At 67.3% G+C, this 13,919-nt stretch carries 11 protein-coding genes; 1 reads left to right on the plus strand and 10 read right to left on the minus strand.

Going from position 1 to position 13,919, the window contains the following annotated elements; genetic code table 11:
* Positions 1 to 17: 17 nt before the first annotated feature.
* From ACLSSQ_RS10965 to ACLSSQ_RS10980, 4 genes are all read right to left on the minus strand, one after another.
* On the minus strand, positions 18 to 1,973 hold the full coding sequence (locus ACLSSQ_RS10965; protein WP_416242687.1) for a putative bifunctional diguanylate cyclase/phosphodiesterase: 1,956 nt from the start codon (positions 1,971 to 1,973) through the stop codon (positions 18 to 20).
* Complete coding sequence (locus ACLSSQ_RS10970) at positions 1,970 to 3,205, minus strand: methyl-accepting chemotaxis protein (RefSeq protein WP_274412993.1); 1,236 nt, start codon at positions 3,203 to 3,205, stop codon at positions 1,970 to 1,972. Before ACLSSQ_RS10970 ends, ACLSSQ_RS10965 begins: the two co-directional genes overlap by 4 nt.
* Before the next feature lie 270 nt (positions 3,206 to 3,475).
* On the minus strand, positions 3,476 to 4,123 hold the full coding sequence (locus ACLSSQ_RS10975; RefSeq protein ID WP_014237218.1) for a response regulator transcription factor: 648 nt from the start codon (positions 4,121 to 4,123) through the stop codon (positions 3,476 to 3,478).
* Positions 4,104 to 6,470, minus strand: coding sequence for a PAS domain-containing sensor histidine kinase (locus tag ACLSSQ_RS10980; RefSeq protein WP_165397436.1), 2,367 nt, complete (start codon positions 6,468 to 6,470; stop codon positions 4,104 to 4,106). The genes ACLSSQ_RS10975 and ACLSSQ_RS10980 overlap by 20 nt, the downstream gene beginning before the upstream one ends.
* 581 nt (positions 6,471 to 7,051) lie before the next feature.
* Between ACLSSQ_RS10980 and ACLSSQ_RS10985 the strand changes: the two genes are divergently transcribed.
* Positions 7,052 to 8,692, plus strand: coding sequence for a methyl-accepting chemotaxis protein (locus ACLSSQ_RS10985; protein WP_014237216.1), 1,641 nt, complete (start codon positions 7,052 to 7,054; stop codon positions 8,690 to 8,692).
* 203 nt (positions 8,693 to 8,895) lie between these two features.
* Here ACLSSQ_RS10985 and ACLSSQ_RS10990 read toward each other — a convergent pair whose 3' ends face one another.
* From ACLSSQ_RS10990 to ACLSSQ_RS11015, 6 genes are all read right to left on the minus strand, one after another.
* Entirely contained in the window at positions 8,896 to 9,771 is an 876-nt protein-coding gene (locus tag ACLSSQ_RS10990; protein ID WP_416242688.1) for a hypothetical protein, read from the minus strand.
* Positions 9,772 to 10,035: 264 nt separating this feature from the next.
* The gene (gene moaE, locus ACLSSQ_RS10995) at positions 10,036 to 10,497 is read right to left on the minus strand and encodes a molybdopterin synthase catalytic subunit MoaE (protein WP_014237214.1); all 462 of its coding nucleotides are present in this window, start codon (positions 10,495 to 10,497) and stop codon (positions 10,036 to 10,038) included.
* Between the two features lie 27 nt (positions 10,498 to 10,524).
* Positions 10,525 to 10,776: a molybdopterin converting factor subunit 1 gene (gene moaD, locus ACLSSQ_RS11000; RefSeq protein ID WP_014237213.1), complete on the minus strand. Its 252-nt coding sequence runs from the start codon at positions 10,774 to 10,776 to the stop codon at positions 10,525 to 10,527.
* A 9-nt stretch (positions 10,777 to 10,785) separates the two neighbouring features.
* Positions 10,786 to 12,012, minus strand: a complete 1,227-nt coding sequence (glp, locus tag ACLSSQ_RS11005) for a gephyrin-like molybdotransferase Glp (protein ID WP_416242689.1) — start codon at positions 12,010 to 12,012, stop codon at positions 10,786 to 10,788.
* Between the two features lie 30 nt (positions 12,013 to 12,042).
* Positions 12,043 to 12,564 (minus strand): molybdopterin-guanine dinucleotide biosynthesis protein B, encoded by a 522-nt coding sequence (gene mobB, locus ACLSSQ_RS11010; protein ID WP_152089413.1) that lies wholly within the window; start codon positions 12,562 to 12,564, stop codon positions 12,043 to 12,045.
* Entirely contained in the window at positions 12,564 to 13,916 is a 1,353-nt protein-coding gene (locus tag ACLSSQ_RS11015) for a hypothetical protein (protein ID WP_416242690.1), read from the minus strand. Before ACLSSQ_RS11015 ends, mobB begins: the two co-directional genes overlap by 1 nt.
* Positions 13,917 to 13,919 lie beyond the last annotated feature (3 nt).

Here is a 13,919-nt window from a genome sequence, read left to right on the forward strand (position 1 = left end):
TCAACTACCTGGCTGCCCTAATTGCAGGGCCGCGCTTCATGGCCGGCGGCAGCCTGCAGCCAGCGGGCCTCCAGTTCTTCGGCCGGCAGGGGATGGGAAAACAGATAGCCCTGGCAGGTGCGGCAGCCGTTTTGCAGCAGGATGCCACGCTGCTGGTCGGTCTCCACCCCTTCGGCCAGGATGTCCATATCGAGGTGCTGCCCCAGCTCGATGATGGAGGCGACGATGTTGGAACTGACCGGGTCGTCGGCAATGTCCCGGATGAAGCTGCGGTCCAGCTTCAGGGTGTGCAGGGGGAAGCGCTTGAGGTAGGAAAGGGAGGAATAGCCGGTGCCGAAATCGTCGATGGCAAGCCGGATGCCCATGGCCTCCAGGGCTTCCAGCTTGGCGTCCACCTGGGCCGAATTGTCCATGAGCAGGCTTTCGGTGATTTCCAGCTCCAGGTAGCGGGGCGCCAGGCCCGTCTCCGCCAGGATGGCGTTGATGCGCTGCAGCAGGTCGGCCTGGCGGAACTGGCGGGAAGAGAGATTCACCGCCACCCGGCGGATCGGCAGGCCCCGCGCCACCCACTGCTGCATCTGGCGGCAGGCCTGGCGCAGCACCCATTCCCCCAGGGGCAGGATCAGGCCGGCTTCTTCCGCCAGGGGAATGAAGCGGGCCGGCGGCACCAGTTCGCCACCGGGAAGGCGCCAGCGCACCAGGGCCTCCACCCCCTCCAGGCTGGCGGTGCGAAGATCCACCTGGGGCTGGTAGTACAGCAGGAACTCCTCCTTTTCCAGGCCCCGGCGCAGGGCCGCCTCCAGGGCCAGGCGGGCATCCGCCTGCCGGGTCTGGACTTCGCTGTAGAAACGGAAGGTGTGGCGCCCCGCCGCCTTGGCCTGGTAGAGGGCGGAATCGGCATGCTGGATCAGGGTGGTGGCGTTGTCCCCGTCCGCCGGATAAAGGCAGATGCCGATGCTGGCGCCGACGTAGACCTCGCTCCTGTCGTCGAGACGGAACGGTGCCGCCAGTTGCTCCAGAAGCTTTTCCGCCACCACGGCGGCCCGTTCCGGGGTGGCCGCGGTTTCCAGCAGGAGCAGGAATTCGTCGCCGCCCAGGCGGGCCAGGGTGTCGCTCTCCCGCAGGCAGGGCCGCAAGCGCTCGGCCACGGCACAGAGCAGGCGGTCCCCGGTCGGATGGCCGAGGCTGTCATTGACGTCCTTGAAGCGGTCCAGGTCGAGGAAGAGCACGGCACCGCTGCCGCCTTCCCGGGCCGAGAGGCTGAGGGCATGCTCCAGGCGGGCCAGGAACAGGGTGCGGTTGGGCAGGTCGGTCAGGGGATCGTGGTGGGCCAAGTGCAGCAGCTTCTGCTCGGAGCGCCGGATCGGCGACAGGTCGAGAAACACGCCCACATAGCTGACCGGCTGGTGCGCCTCGTCGCGCACCGTGCTGATGGTCAGCCATTGGGGATAGGTTTCGCCGTTCTTGCGCCGGTTCCAGATTTCCCCCTGCCAGTGGCCGCTCTCCAGCAGGTCGCGCCACAGCTGGCGATAGAAGGCGCCGTCCTGGCGGCCCGACTTGAGCAGGCGCAGGTTGAAGCCCTGCAGTTCCGCCTCGCCGTAGCCGGTGATCTGGCAGAAGGCCGGATTCACCGCTTCCACCCGGCCCTCCAGGTCGGTCACCACGATGCCCTCCCGGGCGGCGGAGAAGACGGCGGAGGCCAGGTTGAGGCGATGCACGTAATCCCGGCAGGCCGCCAGCTCCCGGGGAGTGCCGCTGCGGTAGAGCAGCAGGTAGAGCACGGCGGCGCTGCTCCCCAGCACCAGCACGGCGGCACCGCCGTCGGAGAGGCCGGCCGCGCCCTGCAGCACGGCCAGCAAGGCGCCGCCGGCGCACAGGTAGAGCAGCACCAGGGGCCAGGCCTGGCGGTGCCCGGGGCGCAGCAGGGGATTGGCGCAGCAGGCCGGCGCCGAGGATTTCGGCGCCGGGCTCAAAAGAGCTCCACCAGGCCGCCGGCCGGCGCCTTGCTGCTACCGGTGATGCTGGCATAGAGGCCCTGCACCAGCTGGTCCAGGGGTTCCTCCCGGGGGTGGCAGGCCTCCAGGGACTCCAGGGATTCGAGCTGCAGCACCAGGGACTGGACGTAGTCCTCCATGCGCAGCATGCCCTCCTGGATGCGTTCGATCTGCTGCCGGGTGATGTCCTGGAACTGGATGCTGCTCATCACCTGGAGAATGGCCTGATCCAGCATGGCGGCACCGTCGCAGATCAGGCGCACCGAATTGGCCTCGCCGCTGATGGCCTGCTGGATGCCCTCGGCCAGTCCTTCCAGCTGGGCGGTGATGGCCTGCAGGGAAGTACGTTCCGCGTCCACGTGGGTGCCGGCCAGCTTGTGTTCGAACTGGGACTGGATGCTCTGGGCCATGGCCGAGATGCCGGCATGGATCTGGGTGGCGGCCTGGTCCACCTCGCCCGACAGCTTGCGCACCTCGGTGGCCACCACAGCGAAGCCGCGCCCCGCCTCCCCGGCCCGGGCCGCCTCGATGGCGGCATTCAGGGCCAGCAGGTTGGTCTGGCCGGAAATGTGCCGGATCACCTCCACCAGGCCGCCCAGGGCCCGGGTTTCGCCGATGACCCGGCTGGTGCGCTGCTGGTCCTCCGCCGATTCGCTGACCCGCTCTTCGATGTACTGCTCGAGACGGGAGATGACGGTGCGGTTGTGGGCCATGCGGGCCTCGGTGTCTTCCGTCAGGCGGGCACTCAGCTCGTCGGCCTGGGACACCATCTGCTTGAGGTCGCCCATGGTGGCGTCCAGGTTCTCGCACTGGACGATGATGTCCCGCGCCGCCCCTTCGGTGATCTGCACCAGCTGACCCAGCTGCTCCCGCGTCAGCTCGCCGACCCGCCCCACTTCCCGCACCCGCCCGGCCAGTTCGGCGGCGCAGGCCAGGCGCTCCCGGGAGCGCTGCTGCAAATGCTCGGCCGCCACCCGGGAGCCGAGCAGGAAGTCCCGGTAGAACAGGCGGGAGATGGCGTAATGGACGCAGAAGGCAACGACCACGATGCACATCGAACCCAGGGTATCCACCACCCGGTCCGACAGGCCCAGGGAATTTTCGGCAAAGCGGTGAAAGGCTTCATGGCCGCCATAAACGGCGGCCCCCGTGGCGGCGGCGATGGACAAAAAGGCCAGGATGCCGCGCTTGAAGAGGCGTGATGCTTCCAATGATTCCTCCAGGGAGCTGTTGTTGTCCCGCATCCACGGTCGTGGTGATGGTTCCTGGAGTTGCGCGCCGGGATGGGGTGGTTTGCGGCTGCCACGAACATGGCCGGCAGCCCTGCTGGCCGCCACCGATTCCAACCAGGACGAATTTATGACGCTTTGATTCGCCCCGGTATCACCCGGGACCTGATTCCCCTATCACCTTCCTGCCGGAGGTCTGTCGTCGTTGCAACTACAGCCTGCCGGGGAAAGCTCGAGCCGTACGGGATGGCCCTAAAAGGGGGCCGGCGGGCTGGCGATGAGGCGGTTGTTGATGGCGTAGAGGGTCAGTTCGGCATTGTTGCGGATGCCCATCTTGGCCAGGATGCGGGCCCGGTAGGTGCTGATGGTGTTGGGGCTGCGGTGCAGGGTTTCGGCGATCTGGGAAACGGAGCGTCCGGCCGCCAGCAGGCACATCACCTGGTACTCCCGGTCGGAGAGGTTCTCGTGGGGCAGGCACTGGCGCCGGCCGCTCACCTCCAGGGCCAGCCACTCCGCCAGGCGGGCGCTGACATAGGTGCCGCCGGCGGCCAGCTTGCGCACTGCCCGCACCAGTTCCTCCGGTGCGTTTTCCTTGTTGAGAAAGCCGCTGGCACCGTTCTTCAGGGCGCGCATGGCCAGGTGCTCCTCCGAGTGGATGCTGAAAATGAGAATGGGCATGGCCGGCGCGATGCGGTGGATTTCCGGCAGGGCCTCCAGGCCGTTGCGGCCCGGCAGGTTCACATCCAGCACCAGCACGTCGAAGCTGCGCTGTCGCAGCAGCAGCAGGGCCTCGTCGATGGTGCCGGCCTGGGCCGCCACTCGCATGTCGTGTTCCTGGTCGAGGATCTGGCTGATGCCCCGGCTGACGACGGGATGGTCGTCAATGACCAATATTTCCAATATCCGTCTCCCTTGTTATGAGTGGAACGAGAACCCGCACCCGGGTGCCCTCGATTTCCGGGCGGGTGGCGATGTGCACCTCGCCACCGCATTGGGCTGCCCGCTCCTTGATGCCCAGCAAGCCCAGGGAATGGCCGTGGGCGGGCAGCATCGGCATCCCCCTGCCGTTGTCCCGCACCTCCAGCAGGACCCGGCCGTCGGCCAGGCCCAGGCTCACATCGATGCGGTTGGCCTGGGCATGGCGCGCCACATTGGTCAGCAGTTCCTGGCAGATGCGGAACAGATGGGTGGCCAGGACATCCGGCAGCTCCAGGCGCTCCCGGGGCACCACCACGTTGCAGCGGATGCCCAGGCGGCGGCGGAAATCGTCCACCAGCCACTCGACGCCGGCCCCCAGGCCCAGGGTATCGAGGATGCCGGGGCGCAAATCCCAGGAAATGGTGCGCACGGCGCGCAGGGTGTCGTCGATGAGGCGGCCGACCTCCTGCAGCCGGGTCTTTTCCTCCGCCTGTCCGCCCAGCAGGCGGGCCCGCAGCCAGGCCATCTCCAGCTTCAGCACGGTCAGGCTCTGCCCCAACTGGTCGTGGATTTCCAGGGAGATGCGGGAACGCTCCTCCTCCCGCACCCGCTGCAGGCCTTCGTTGAGGGCCCGCAGCTGGTCCCGGGAGCGCATCAGTTCGGCGTCGGCCTGCTTGCGGGCACTGACGTCGTGGATGTAGCCATGCCAGATGACGCAACCGTCGTCCTCCAGCCGCGGCACCGCCTTGCTCTCCACCCAGCGCACGCCCCCCTGGGGATGATGCACGCGGAACTCGCAGTGCCAGGGGGCCATGGTCCGGGCCGACTCCAGCACCACCGCCAGCACCCGTTCCTGGTCGGCGCCGTGGATGCGGCTGAGGACCGGCCCCAGGTCCTCCGTCAGGTCCTCCGGCCGCAGGCCGAAGATGTCCACCGAGCCCTGCATGGCGTAGGGAATGCAGAAAGTGCCGTCGGGCCGCAGCTTGATCGAATAGATGACCCCGGGCACCGAGGCCGCCACCCGGGCCAGCTTGTCCTGCAGCATGAGGCGCTGCCGCAGGCCCTCTTCCGCCTGGCGCCGGGCGGTGATGTCCATGTGGATGGTGACCAGGCCCTGCAGGCCCGAACCCAGGGGCGTCGCCTGCAGCAGATACCAGCGCTCGCCGGCAGGACCATGGCAGGGATACTCGATGCTGGCCACCGGCAGCCTTTCCTCCAGCACCGCCTGCATGCCGGCCAGGGCTTCCGTCGCCGAAGCCTCGGGAAAGGAGCGGCGGCAGACCTCGAAATAGTTGAGTCCCACCCCTGCCGCCAGCTCCTCGCCGGCGCCGTTGCCGAGGGCGAACTCGGACCATTTGCGGTTGGTGCGCAGGATGTTGCCCTCCCGGTCCAGCACCGCCACGGCCACGTCGAGGGAATTCATGATGGCGTTGGTGAGAATCTCGTTGCGGCTGGCCAGGGCCTGGCTGCGCCGGTTCTCCGTCACGTCCAGCAGGGTCCACTGCAGGTAGCGCTCGCTGTCGAGAAAGACCAGGTCCACCGAGATCAGCAGGTGGCGCACCTGGCCGTCCGGGCGGCGGATGGAACGCTCGCTCTGGTAACCCCGTCCGTCGATGAGGATGGAGGCCAGGGCCACCTCCCGCTGCTGGGGCGAGCCCCACAGATGCAGGGCGAAGGACGTCATGCCGATGACCTCCTGCCGCTCCAGGCCGTAGATATGGAGAAAGGCGGGATTCACGTCCACCAGGGAGCCGTCGGCCACCCGGCAGAGGGCGATGCCCGCCGGGCAGGTGCGGAAGATGGTGGAGAAGCGGGCCTCGCTCTCGCGCAGGGCGATTTCCACCTTCTTGCGCTCGGTCACATCCTGCAGGGTGCCCATGGCCATGGCCCCGCTCCGGCGCCGGCGTTTGCCGCCACGGCCGGGCAGACCGGAGGAGAGGGAGAGATGACGCAGGCCCCGGTGCGAGTCGCCAACGCGGAATTCCACCGTCCCCGGCGCCGCCGTCGTCGGCGGATGCAGCCAGATGCGGCGGATGCGCTCCCGGTCTTCCGGCACCACGCATTCGAGGAATTCGGCCAGACGCGCCGCCCGGGTCGGCAGGCCCAGCAGCAGGCTGGCGCGGCCGTCGAGGAAGATGCGGTCCTGCTGATGCTCGTAGCACCAGATGCCCAGGTCCGACGATTCGAGGGAGAGGTGCAGCAGCCGCCCCAGGTTGAGGGAGGACAGCAGGCGGGGAATGGTTTCCCGGTCGAGCAGCAGCAGGCTGCAGGACCACCCGATGCCGACCAGAATCAGCGCAGTCAGGAAGTCCGGCCAGATTCCTCCCATGATTCCTTCCTCCAGCATGTCCTAGTCGCTAATGGCGCCCCCCTTGCCGCCCGCCCTGACCGCTCCTCCCGGAGATAGGCTGAGATTCGGCGGCAATGGAACTGAGCCCAGAAAAAGGCCGGTGTATTCTTGTTGTGAACAAACGATGTATTGCGCTACGTCCTGTTCCCCTCCCCCACGCCTTGCTGGGGACCACAGGAGCTTCCATCCGTACGCTGCAACCCATCCGGACCGGATTGAGGCAGAACGTCGAGGCAGCATCGGCCCTGGACCTACCGACCAAACTCACCATTTTAGGGCGCCGGACCTGGCCCACCTATCAGGAGCCGATTCATTTGTGTGTAGCGAAAATCGTTATTGTATATGGCGCTTTTCACTACATCCCCAGCTTTCGCGCCCCTATTCCCACGGCATCCTGTTTTTAGAACATCGGCGTAGGACAGGCGCCTAATCGTCGTTTCCGGACAGCGGCGTTTGTCGGGACGGGCCCAGTTTCGGCTAGAATCTCCGCAGCAGATTTGCTCTGCCTTAAAAAAACAACGAGCAGGCATGCCGTCCGGGCGCCTGTGGAGGAAGACACCATGACTACCGGAAAACCCGTTTCCATTCGTACCAAGTTCCTCTGGCTCACCGGCATCACGGTCCTGAGCCTGGTGGTGCTGTTCGCCGTGGTGCTGGCCACGGAAAAATCCCTGCTCATGCAGGATCGCCAGGAAAAGGTGCGCAACCTGGTGGAAGTGGCCCACGGTCTGGTGGCCCACTACGACAAGCAGGTCCAGGCGGGCAAGCTGAGCAAGGAAGAAGCCCAGCAGGCCGCCATCGCCGCCATCAAGGACCTGCGCTACGACAAGATCGAGTATTTCTGGATCAACGACCTCAACGACCTGATGGTGATGCACCCCATCAAGCCGGAGATGGACGGCAAGAAGCTGGACCAGCTGAAGGACAAGGCCGGCAAGTACCTCTTCCGCGAATTCAACGAGACGGTGAAGAAACAGGGCGCCGGCTTCGTCGACTACCTGTGGCCCAAGCCCGGCTTCGAGGACCCGGTGCCGAAGATCTCCTACGTCAAGGGCTATGAGCCCTGGGGCTGGGTCATCGGCAGCGGCATCTACACCGACGATGTGAACGCCATCTTCAAGCAGGAAGCCATCAAGTTCCTCATCTGGGGCCTGGCCATCGGCGGCCTCATCAGCGTCTCCCTGTTCCTGGTGCGGCGCAGCCTGCTGCGCATCCTGGGCGGCGAACCCCACGAGGCCACGGTCATCACCAAGCGCATCGCCGCCGGCGACCTGACGGTGGACATCCGCACCGAGGCCGGCGATTCCACCAGCCTCATCGCCAGTATGAAGGAAATGCAGGAAACCCTGCGCAGCATGATCGGCAGCATCGTCGGCGGCGCCGAACAGCTGTCCACCGCCGCCGCCCAGCTGATGCGGGCCTCCGAGGAAGTCACCGGTTCAGCCCGGGAGCAGAGCGAATCCGCCGCCTCCATGGCCGCCGCCATGCAGGAGATGACCGTGAGTATCGACCAGGTGGCGGAAAACGCCCGGGAAGCCCACGCCATCAGCACCCAGTCCGGCGACTATTCCCAGCAGGGCACCGTGGTCATCCACAACGCCGCCCAGGAAATGCGCCAGATCGCCGAAGCGGTGCAGGCCTCCTCCTCCATCATCGAAGAGCTGGGCCGCCAGTCCGACCAGATCACCTCCATCGTCAACACCATCAAGGAAATCGCCGACCAGACCAACCTGCTGGCCTTGAACGCCGCCATCGAGGCGGCCCGGGCCGGGGAACAGGGCCGGGGCTTTGCCGTGGTGGCCGACGAGGTGCGCAAGCTGGCCGAACGCACCAGCCTGTCCACCCAGGAAATCGCCGACACCATCAGCAAGATCCAGGCGGGCACCCGCAACGCCGTGGCCAGCATGGAACTGGGCGTGAATCAGGTGGACAAGGGGGTGGAACTGGCCAACGAGGCCGGCGAATCCATCAACAACATCCGGGACGGCGCCCAGCGGGTGACCCAGGTGGTGAACGACATCACCAATTCCATCAAGGAACAGAGCACCACTTCCAGCGACATGGCCCAGAGCATCGAGCGCATCGCCCGCATGTCCGAGGACAGCGCCAACGCCATCGCCCACACGGCCGAGGCGGCGCGCCACCTGCAGGAACTGTCCCTGGAACTGCACGGTTCGGTGAGCCGCTTCAAGACCCACTGAGGCGACACCGCCGACCACGCCAAGGCCGCCTGCGGGCGGCCTTTCTCATGGGGCAGGCCAAAGGCTCCCAATGACTGAAGCACCACCCCACCCCGTGCCCGCCATGGTCGTCCGGCGTCGGCCGGAGGCCGGCACCCCCCCATGAAAAAGCCGCCTGACGGCGGCTTGATCAATCCCTGTGACGGCCATCAGCCGCCCGAGCGTTATTGGCCAGTATCTGCAGCAGGCTCTCCAGCAACGGCAGGTGCCCCGGCCTCGGTGGGGGCCGACGACACCACAGCTGGTACCGTACCGGTGGGTTCCTCTGCCATTGCAACCGCCCCGGTTGCCAATCCCAGCTTGCCCTGCAACTCGGCCGCACAACGCTTGGCGATCTCCCGGGAAGCATTCTGCAGGGCGCCGAACTCATCCCGTTCCCATTCTTCCTGGGGCATCTTCTCCCCGTATTCGCCCTGGCAGGACTCCTTGAAGTAGATCGTGTCGCTTTCCTTCTGGTAGAGCTGCACGCTGACGTTGTAGCGCAGGGTATAGTCGCTCGACAGCATGGAATAGTCGAGTTGCCACTGGGGCTGGGAAACGGTCAGTTGCAGGTCGGCGGCAGAAGCACTGCGCTCAGCGCCGGCGGTGGCGATATTCAACTGCGGCACCTGGGACAAACTGGCCAGGAGTTCTTGGCTGACAGCCAGGACCGGCCCCTCCTTCGCCACCTGAGCCCGAGGCTTGGCCGCCTGGGCCTCGGCGGCGCTGATGACAGCACTATTCACGTTCTGGCTGAAAGTGGTGGCTATCTGCATATTGGCTTGCATCTGCTGGGCACTCGCACCCGGGTTGGTTGTGCCCGAGGCCATGGCACTACCGGCCACCAAGCCGAGCAGAAAACCGCCGACCTCGGCTCCCTTGGAGCGGATATGGAGCAGATTTCCCTGGACCTTGAATACCACCGGAGCTGAATGCAATTTTTCCAGCAGGGCGTCACCCTGCAGAGGTTGGCTGGCGGGACCGAACAGGCCCGCAGCGGCAGACTGGCTGAAGGTAACGGCGAAGGCGATACAGGAAGCGGTAAGAGAAAAGCGGTTCATGGCGGGGTGGCCGCGGCAGCGAAAGCGGCGGCAGAACAATTGGACCCGGGCATCATATCAACTCATGACATTTGCACAATTCGGGAACAAACGGACTTGCCGGACCCCGGCGACGCCACCCCAGGCAACAACGAAACCCGGGCTGGTGGCCGTGAACAAAAAAAAGCCGCTGCAGATTTCGTCACTCCCTGGAAAGGAAGACGGGACGGGCATCCCGGGCATGGCATGCCGGAGAGCGGCGTCCTGCCTGTCTCCTGGAGTGGCTTATTTGCCGCCCTTCTCCCAGCGGGCGGCGGCGGAGTCGTCCGTTTCCCGGGCGTCCACCCAGCGGGCGCCGGCGGGGGTCACTTCCCGCTTCCAGAACGGGGCCCGGGTCTTCAGGTAGTCCATGATGAACTCGCAGGCGGCGAAGGCCTCGCCCCGGTGGGCGCTGCTCACCGCCACCAGGACGATCTGGTCGCAGGGCTGCAGGGTGCCGACCCGGTGGATGATGCGGGCGCCGAGGATGTCCCAGCGCGCCCTGGCCTCGGCGACGATGGCCTCCAGGGCCTTTTCCGTCATGCCCGGGTAGTGCTCCAGGGCCATCTCGGAAACGCCGCTGCCCTCGTTCATGTCCCGCACCAGGCCGACGAAGGCGGCCACGGCGCCGACGCCGGGCTGGCCGGCGCGCAGGGCCGCCACTTCGGCGGACAGGTCGAAATCCTCTTGCTGCACGCGGACGCTCATGATCGCTCCTTCAGGGAATCAGCCGCATCAGCCGCCGGTGACCGGCGGGAAGAAGGCCACTTCGTCGCCGTCGTGCACCGGGGTGTCGGCCCGGGCCATGTCCTGGTTCACCGCGAAGCGCAGGTTCTTGGTGGTCAGCAGTTTTTCCCAGTCGCCGCCCCGGGCCGCCAGGTGGGCCCGCAGGGCGCCCACGTCGAGCAGGTCGAGGGGCGGCGAGACTTCCTCGGCGGCCGTGCCCAGGGCTTCCCGCAGGCCGGCGAAATAGAGCACCTTGATCATGACGGAACCTTAGCCCAGGAGTTCGGAGAAGGAGAGGAAGCGCACGGTGTCGCCGGCCTGGATCACCTGCCCCGGAGGATTGTCGATGAGGCCCGTGGCTTCCACCAGGGAGGCCATGACCCCGGCGCCCTGATGGCGGTAGAGGGCCACGGAGCCTTCGGCGGTGAGGCTGGCACGGAGGAATTCGCGGCGTTTGTCGGCCTTCTTCCACTCGCCGGCAGCCGGGAGGGAGTAGGCCCGGGGGGCCACCTCGGTAGCGCCCTGGCTGCGCAGGATGAAGGGCCGCACCAGCATGAGGAAGGTGACGAAGGCGGAGACCGGGTTGCCCGGCAGGCCGATGAAGGCGGCGCTGCCCTGCCCCGCGCTTTCGCCTTCGCTGCGGCGCACTTCGCCGAAGGCCAGGGGCTTGCCCGGCTTGATGGCGATGCTCCACAGGTTGAGGCTGCCTTCGGCTTCCACCGCCGGCTTGACGTGATCTTCTTCGCCCACGGAGACGCCGCCGCAGGTCACCACCAGATCGGCGGCGTCGGCGGCTTCGCGCAGGGCGGCCCGGGTGGCTTCCAGGCTGTCGGGCACCTGGCCCAGGTCTTTCACTTCGCAACCCAGGCGTTCCAGCAGGGCGACGATGGCGAAGCGGTTGGAGTTGTAGATGGCCCCTGCCGGCAGGGGCTGGCCCGGCATCACCAGCTCGTCGCCGGTGAAGAAGGTGGCCACCCGCAGGCGGCGATACACGGGCACTTCGGCCAGGCCGACGGAGGCGGCGAAGGCCAGTTGGGCCGGCCCCAGGCGGGTGCCGGCGGCGAGGATGCGGGCGTCCTTGGCCACATCTTCCCCGGCCCGGCGGATGTTCTCCCCGGCCTTGGGCACGTGCTGGAAATTGATCCGGCCTTCGCCGGCATGCTCGCAGCGCTCCTGCATGATGACGGCGTCGGCGCCGGGAGGCACCGGGGCGCCGGTGAAGATGCGGGCGGCGGTGCCCGGTTCCAGCGTCGTGCCGACGGAACCGGCGGGAATGCGTTGGGAGACCGGCAGCACGGTGCCGGGCACGGGAATGTCGGCGGCGCGCACGGCATAGCCGTCCATGGCGGAGTTATCCAGGGGCGGCACATTGACCGTGGAGGTCAGGTCCTGGGCCAACACCCGGCCGGCGGCGGCCTGGGTGGGCAGCCAGCGCACTTCGCTGACGGGCTTGGCAGCGGCCAGCAACTGGGCCAGGGCGTCTTCAAAACTGAGCATGGGCGTCATCCTTGGAGTCTTGGCTTTGCATCATCGCTGTGGGTGCTTGAAATAGTCCATGACGAAAGCGGCCACCGCTTCCGCATCATTCACATCGAGCACCGGCAATGCGGTGTGCACCGGGCTGTCGGTGGCCACGGCGACGATGTGGGGATTTTCAGGATACAGGGGCGCCTTGCCGTTGGCGGCCCGATACACCTCGATTTTCGGGATGGCTTCCTGCTTGAAGCCTTCCACCAGCACCAGGTCGCAGGGGGCGAAGCGGGCCAGGTGTTGGGCCAGGGTCGGCTCCGCCTCTTCCCGCAGTTCGTGCATGAGGGCCCAGCGGCTGCCGCAGGTGACCATCACCTCGCCGCAACCGGCCTGCCGGTGGCGGTAGGAATCCTTGCCCGGGGTATCCAGGTCGAAACCGTGGTGGGCATGCTTGATCAGGGAGACTTTCCAGCCCCGGGCGATGAGCCGGGGAATGACCTGCTCCACCAAGGTGGTCTTGCCGGAGCCGCTGGTGCCGGTGAAGCCGAAAACCCGAGGGGGACGCACTTCCTCCGCCATCACTTTTCCTCCCGGCAGGGCACGGCGAAGACGGCGGCAAAACCGCCGCCGGCGGTGCGGAAATTGGTGGTCTGGCCCTGGTAGAGGCGGGCCGCGGCCAACTGCACCTGGCCCTGGTAGGCATAGGCGCGGATGTCCAGCTTCAGGTGGGCGTGGCTGTCGCCGGCGGCGGGGCCGGAGAAGACGCGGCGCTCCGAGGGGGGCACCAGGGCCTGGGCCACGTAGGCGGTGCCGTCGTCCTGGCCGGCGGCGAGGATTTCCTCGAACACCCGCTTGGTCAGCTTGTCGCCCCGGTAGGCGGCGCGGCTGCCGAAACCGGCGGCGGGCTTGAAGAACCACTGCTTGCGCTGGCTCCACCACTGTTCCCCCTCCGCCGCCCGCACCAGGCGGGTGGGGGGAATGGTGGCGGCGAAGATGCGGCGGCAAGCCTCGGGCACTGCCAACTCGGCCAGCCGCTGCGGGTCGGAGAGCAGCACCAGGTTGCGCTTGTCGGCAAAGAGGGCGTGGGCCCGGGGATGGGGCGTGACCACCGCGGCACCGGCCAGGTAGGCCTCTTGCAACGGCGCGCTGGCCGGCTCTTCCAGGGCGAAGTCGGTTAGGCGGTTATAGACCAGGTCCACCGGCTGGCCGCCGTGCCACAGCACGCCGTCCCGGTAGGTGAATTCGCCGGGGTCGGCCACCACGGCAGCGATGCCGGCGGCTTCGAAGAGGCGGCGGAACAGCTCGAACTCGGGGGCCAGGTACTGCTCCGCCGGCGCCGTATCGACGATGGCGATGCGGCGCAGGGGCGCATCGCCCCGGGCCAGGCGCCATTCCTCGCGGAACATGGCGAGGAAGGCGGCTTCCACCCCGCCGGCCTCCGGCAGGAAGTGGCTGACGGTGGCGCAGCAGGCGCGCTGGGCCCGGGCCAGCTTGGCGTTGAGCAGGCCGCCGCCGGCGTTGGTGTTGATCTCGATGAGGCGGGGACCGTCCACGGTGAGGTGGAAGTCGTAGCCGAGGAAGACGCCGGCGTTGGGCGGGGCGAAGCTGGCACTCTGGGGTGCCCAGGCCAGCACCGCTGCCTGGTAGGCCGGCAGGCGCACCACCTCGTCCACCGCCGCGGCCAGTTCGGCCATGGCTTCCAGGTGGGCCTCGCCGACAAAGACCATGGTGTCGGAAAAGAGGTGGGGCCGGCTCTCGCGCAGCGCCCGGTAGAAATCGCCGTTGCCCCCCTCCCCTTCCAGCTGGGCCTCAAGGGCGGCGTGGTCCAGGGCCAGGCAGGCGCAGTCCCGGTTGAGGTGGGCGGCGGCCTCCCGGCAATCCGGGGAAAGCTCGTCGAGGCGGGGAACGGGAGGCAGGATGGCGGCCGTCATGGG

It is taken from the genome of Azospira sp. APE16 (genome assembly GCF_047901315.1).
GTDB lineage: Bacteria > Pseudomonadota > Gammaproteobacteria > Burkholderiales > Rhodocyclaceae > Azospira > Azospira oryzae.

Excerpts from the sequence above, each read along its gene's own strand:
- ACLSSQ_RS10985 (WP_014237216.1), top strand. The coding sequence starts at position 7,052 with ATGACTACCGGAAAACCCGTTTCCATTCGTACCAAGTTCCTCTGGCTC.
- ACLSSQ_RS11015 (WP_416242690.1), bottom strand. The coding sequence starts at position 13,916 with ATGACGGCCGCCATCCTGCCTCCCGTTCCCCGCCTCGACGAGCTTTCC.
- mobB (WP_152089413.1), bottom strand. The coding sequence starts at position 12,564 with ATGGCGGAGGAAGTGCGTCCCCCTCGGGTTTTCGGCTTCACCGGCACC.
- moaD (WP_014237213.1), bottom strand. The coding sequence starts at position 10,776 with ATGATCAAGGTGCTCTATTTCGCCGGCCTGCGGGAAGCCCTGGGCACG.
- moaE (WP_014237214.1), bottom strand. The coding sequence starts at position 10,497 with ATGAGCGTCCGCGTGCAGCAAGAGGATTTCGACCTGTCCGCCGAAGTG.
- ACLSSQ_RS10980 (WP_165397436.1), bottom strand. The coding sequence starts at position 6,470 with ATGGGAGGAATCTGGCCGGACTTCCTGACTGCGCTGATTCTGGTCGGC.
- ACLSSQ_RS10990 (WP_416242688.1), bottom strand. The coding sequence starts at position 9,771 with ATGAACCGCTTTTCTCTTACCGCTTCCTGTATCGCCTTCGCCGTTACC.
- glp (WP_416242689.1), bottom strand. The coding sequence starts at position 12,012 with ATGCTCAGTTTTGAAGACGCCCTGGCCCAGTTGCTGGCCGCTGCCAAG.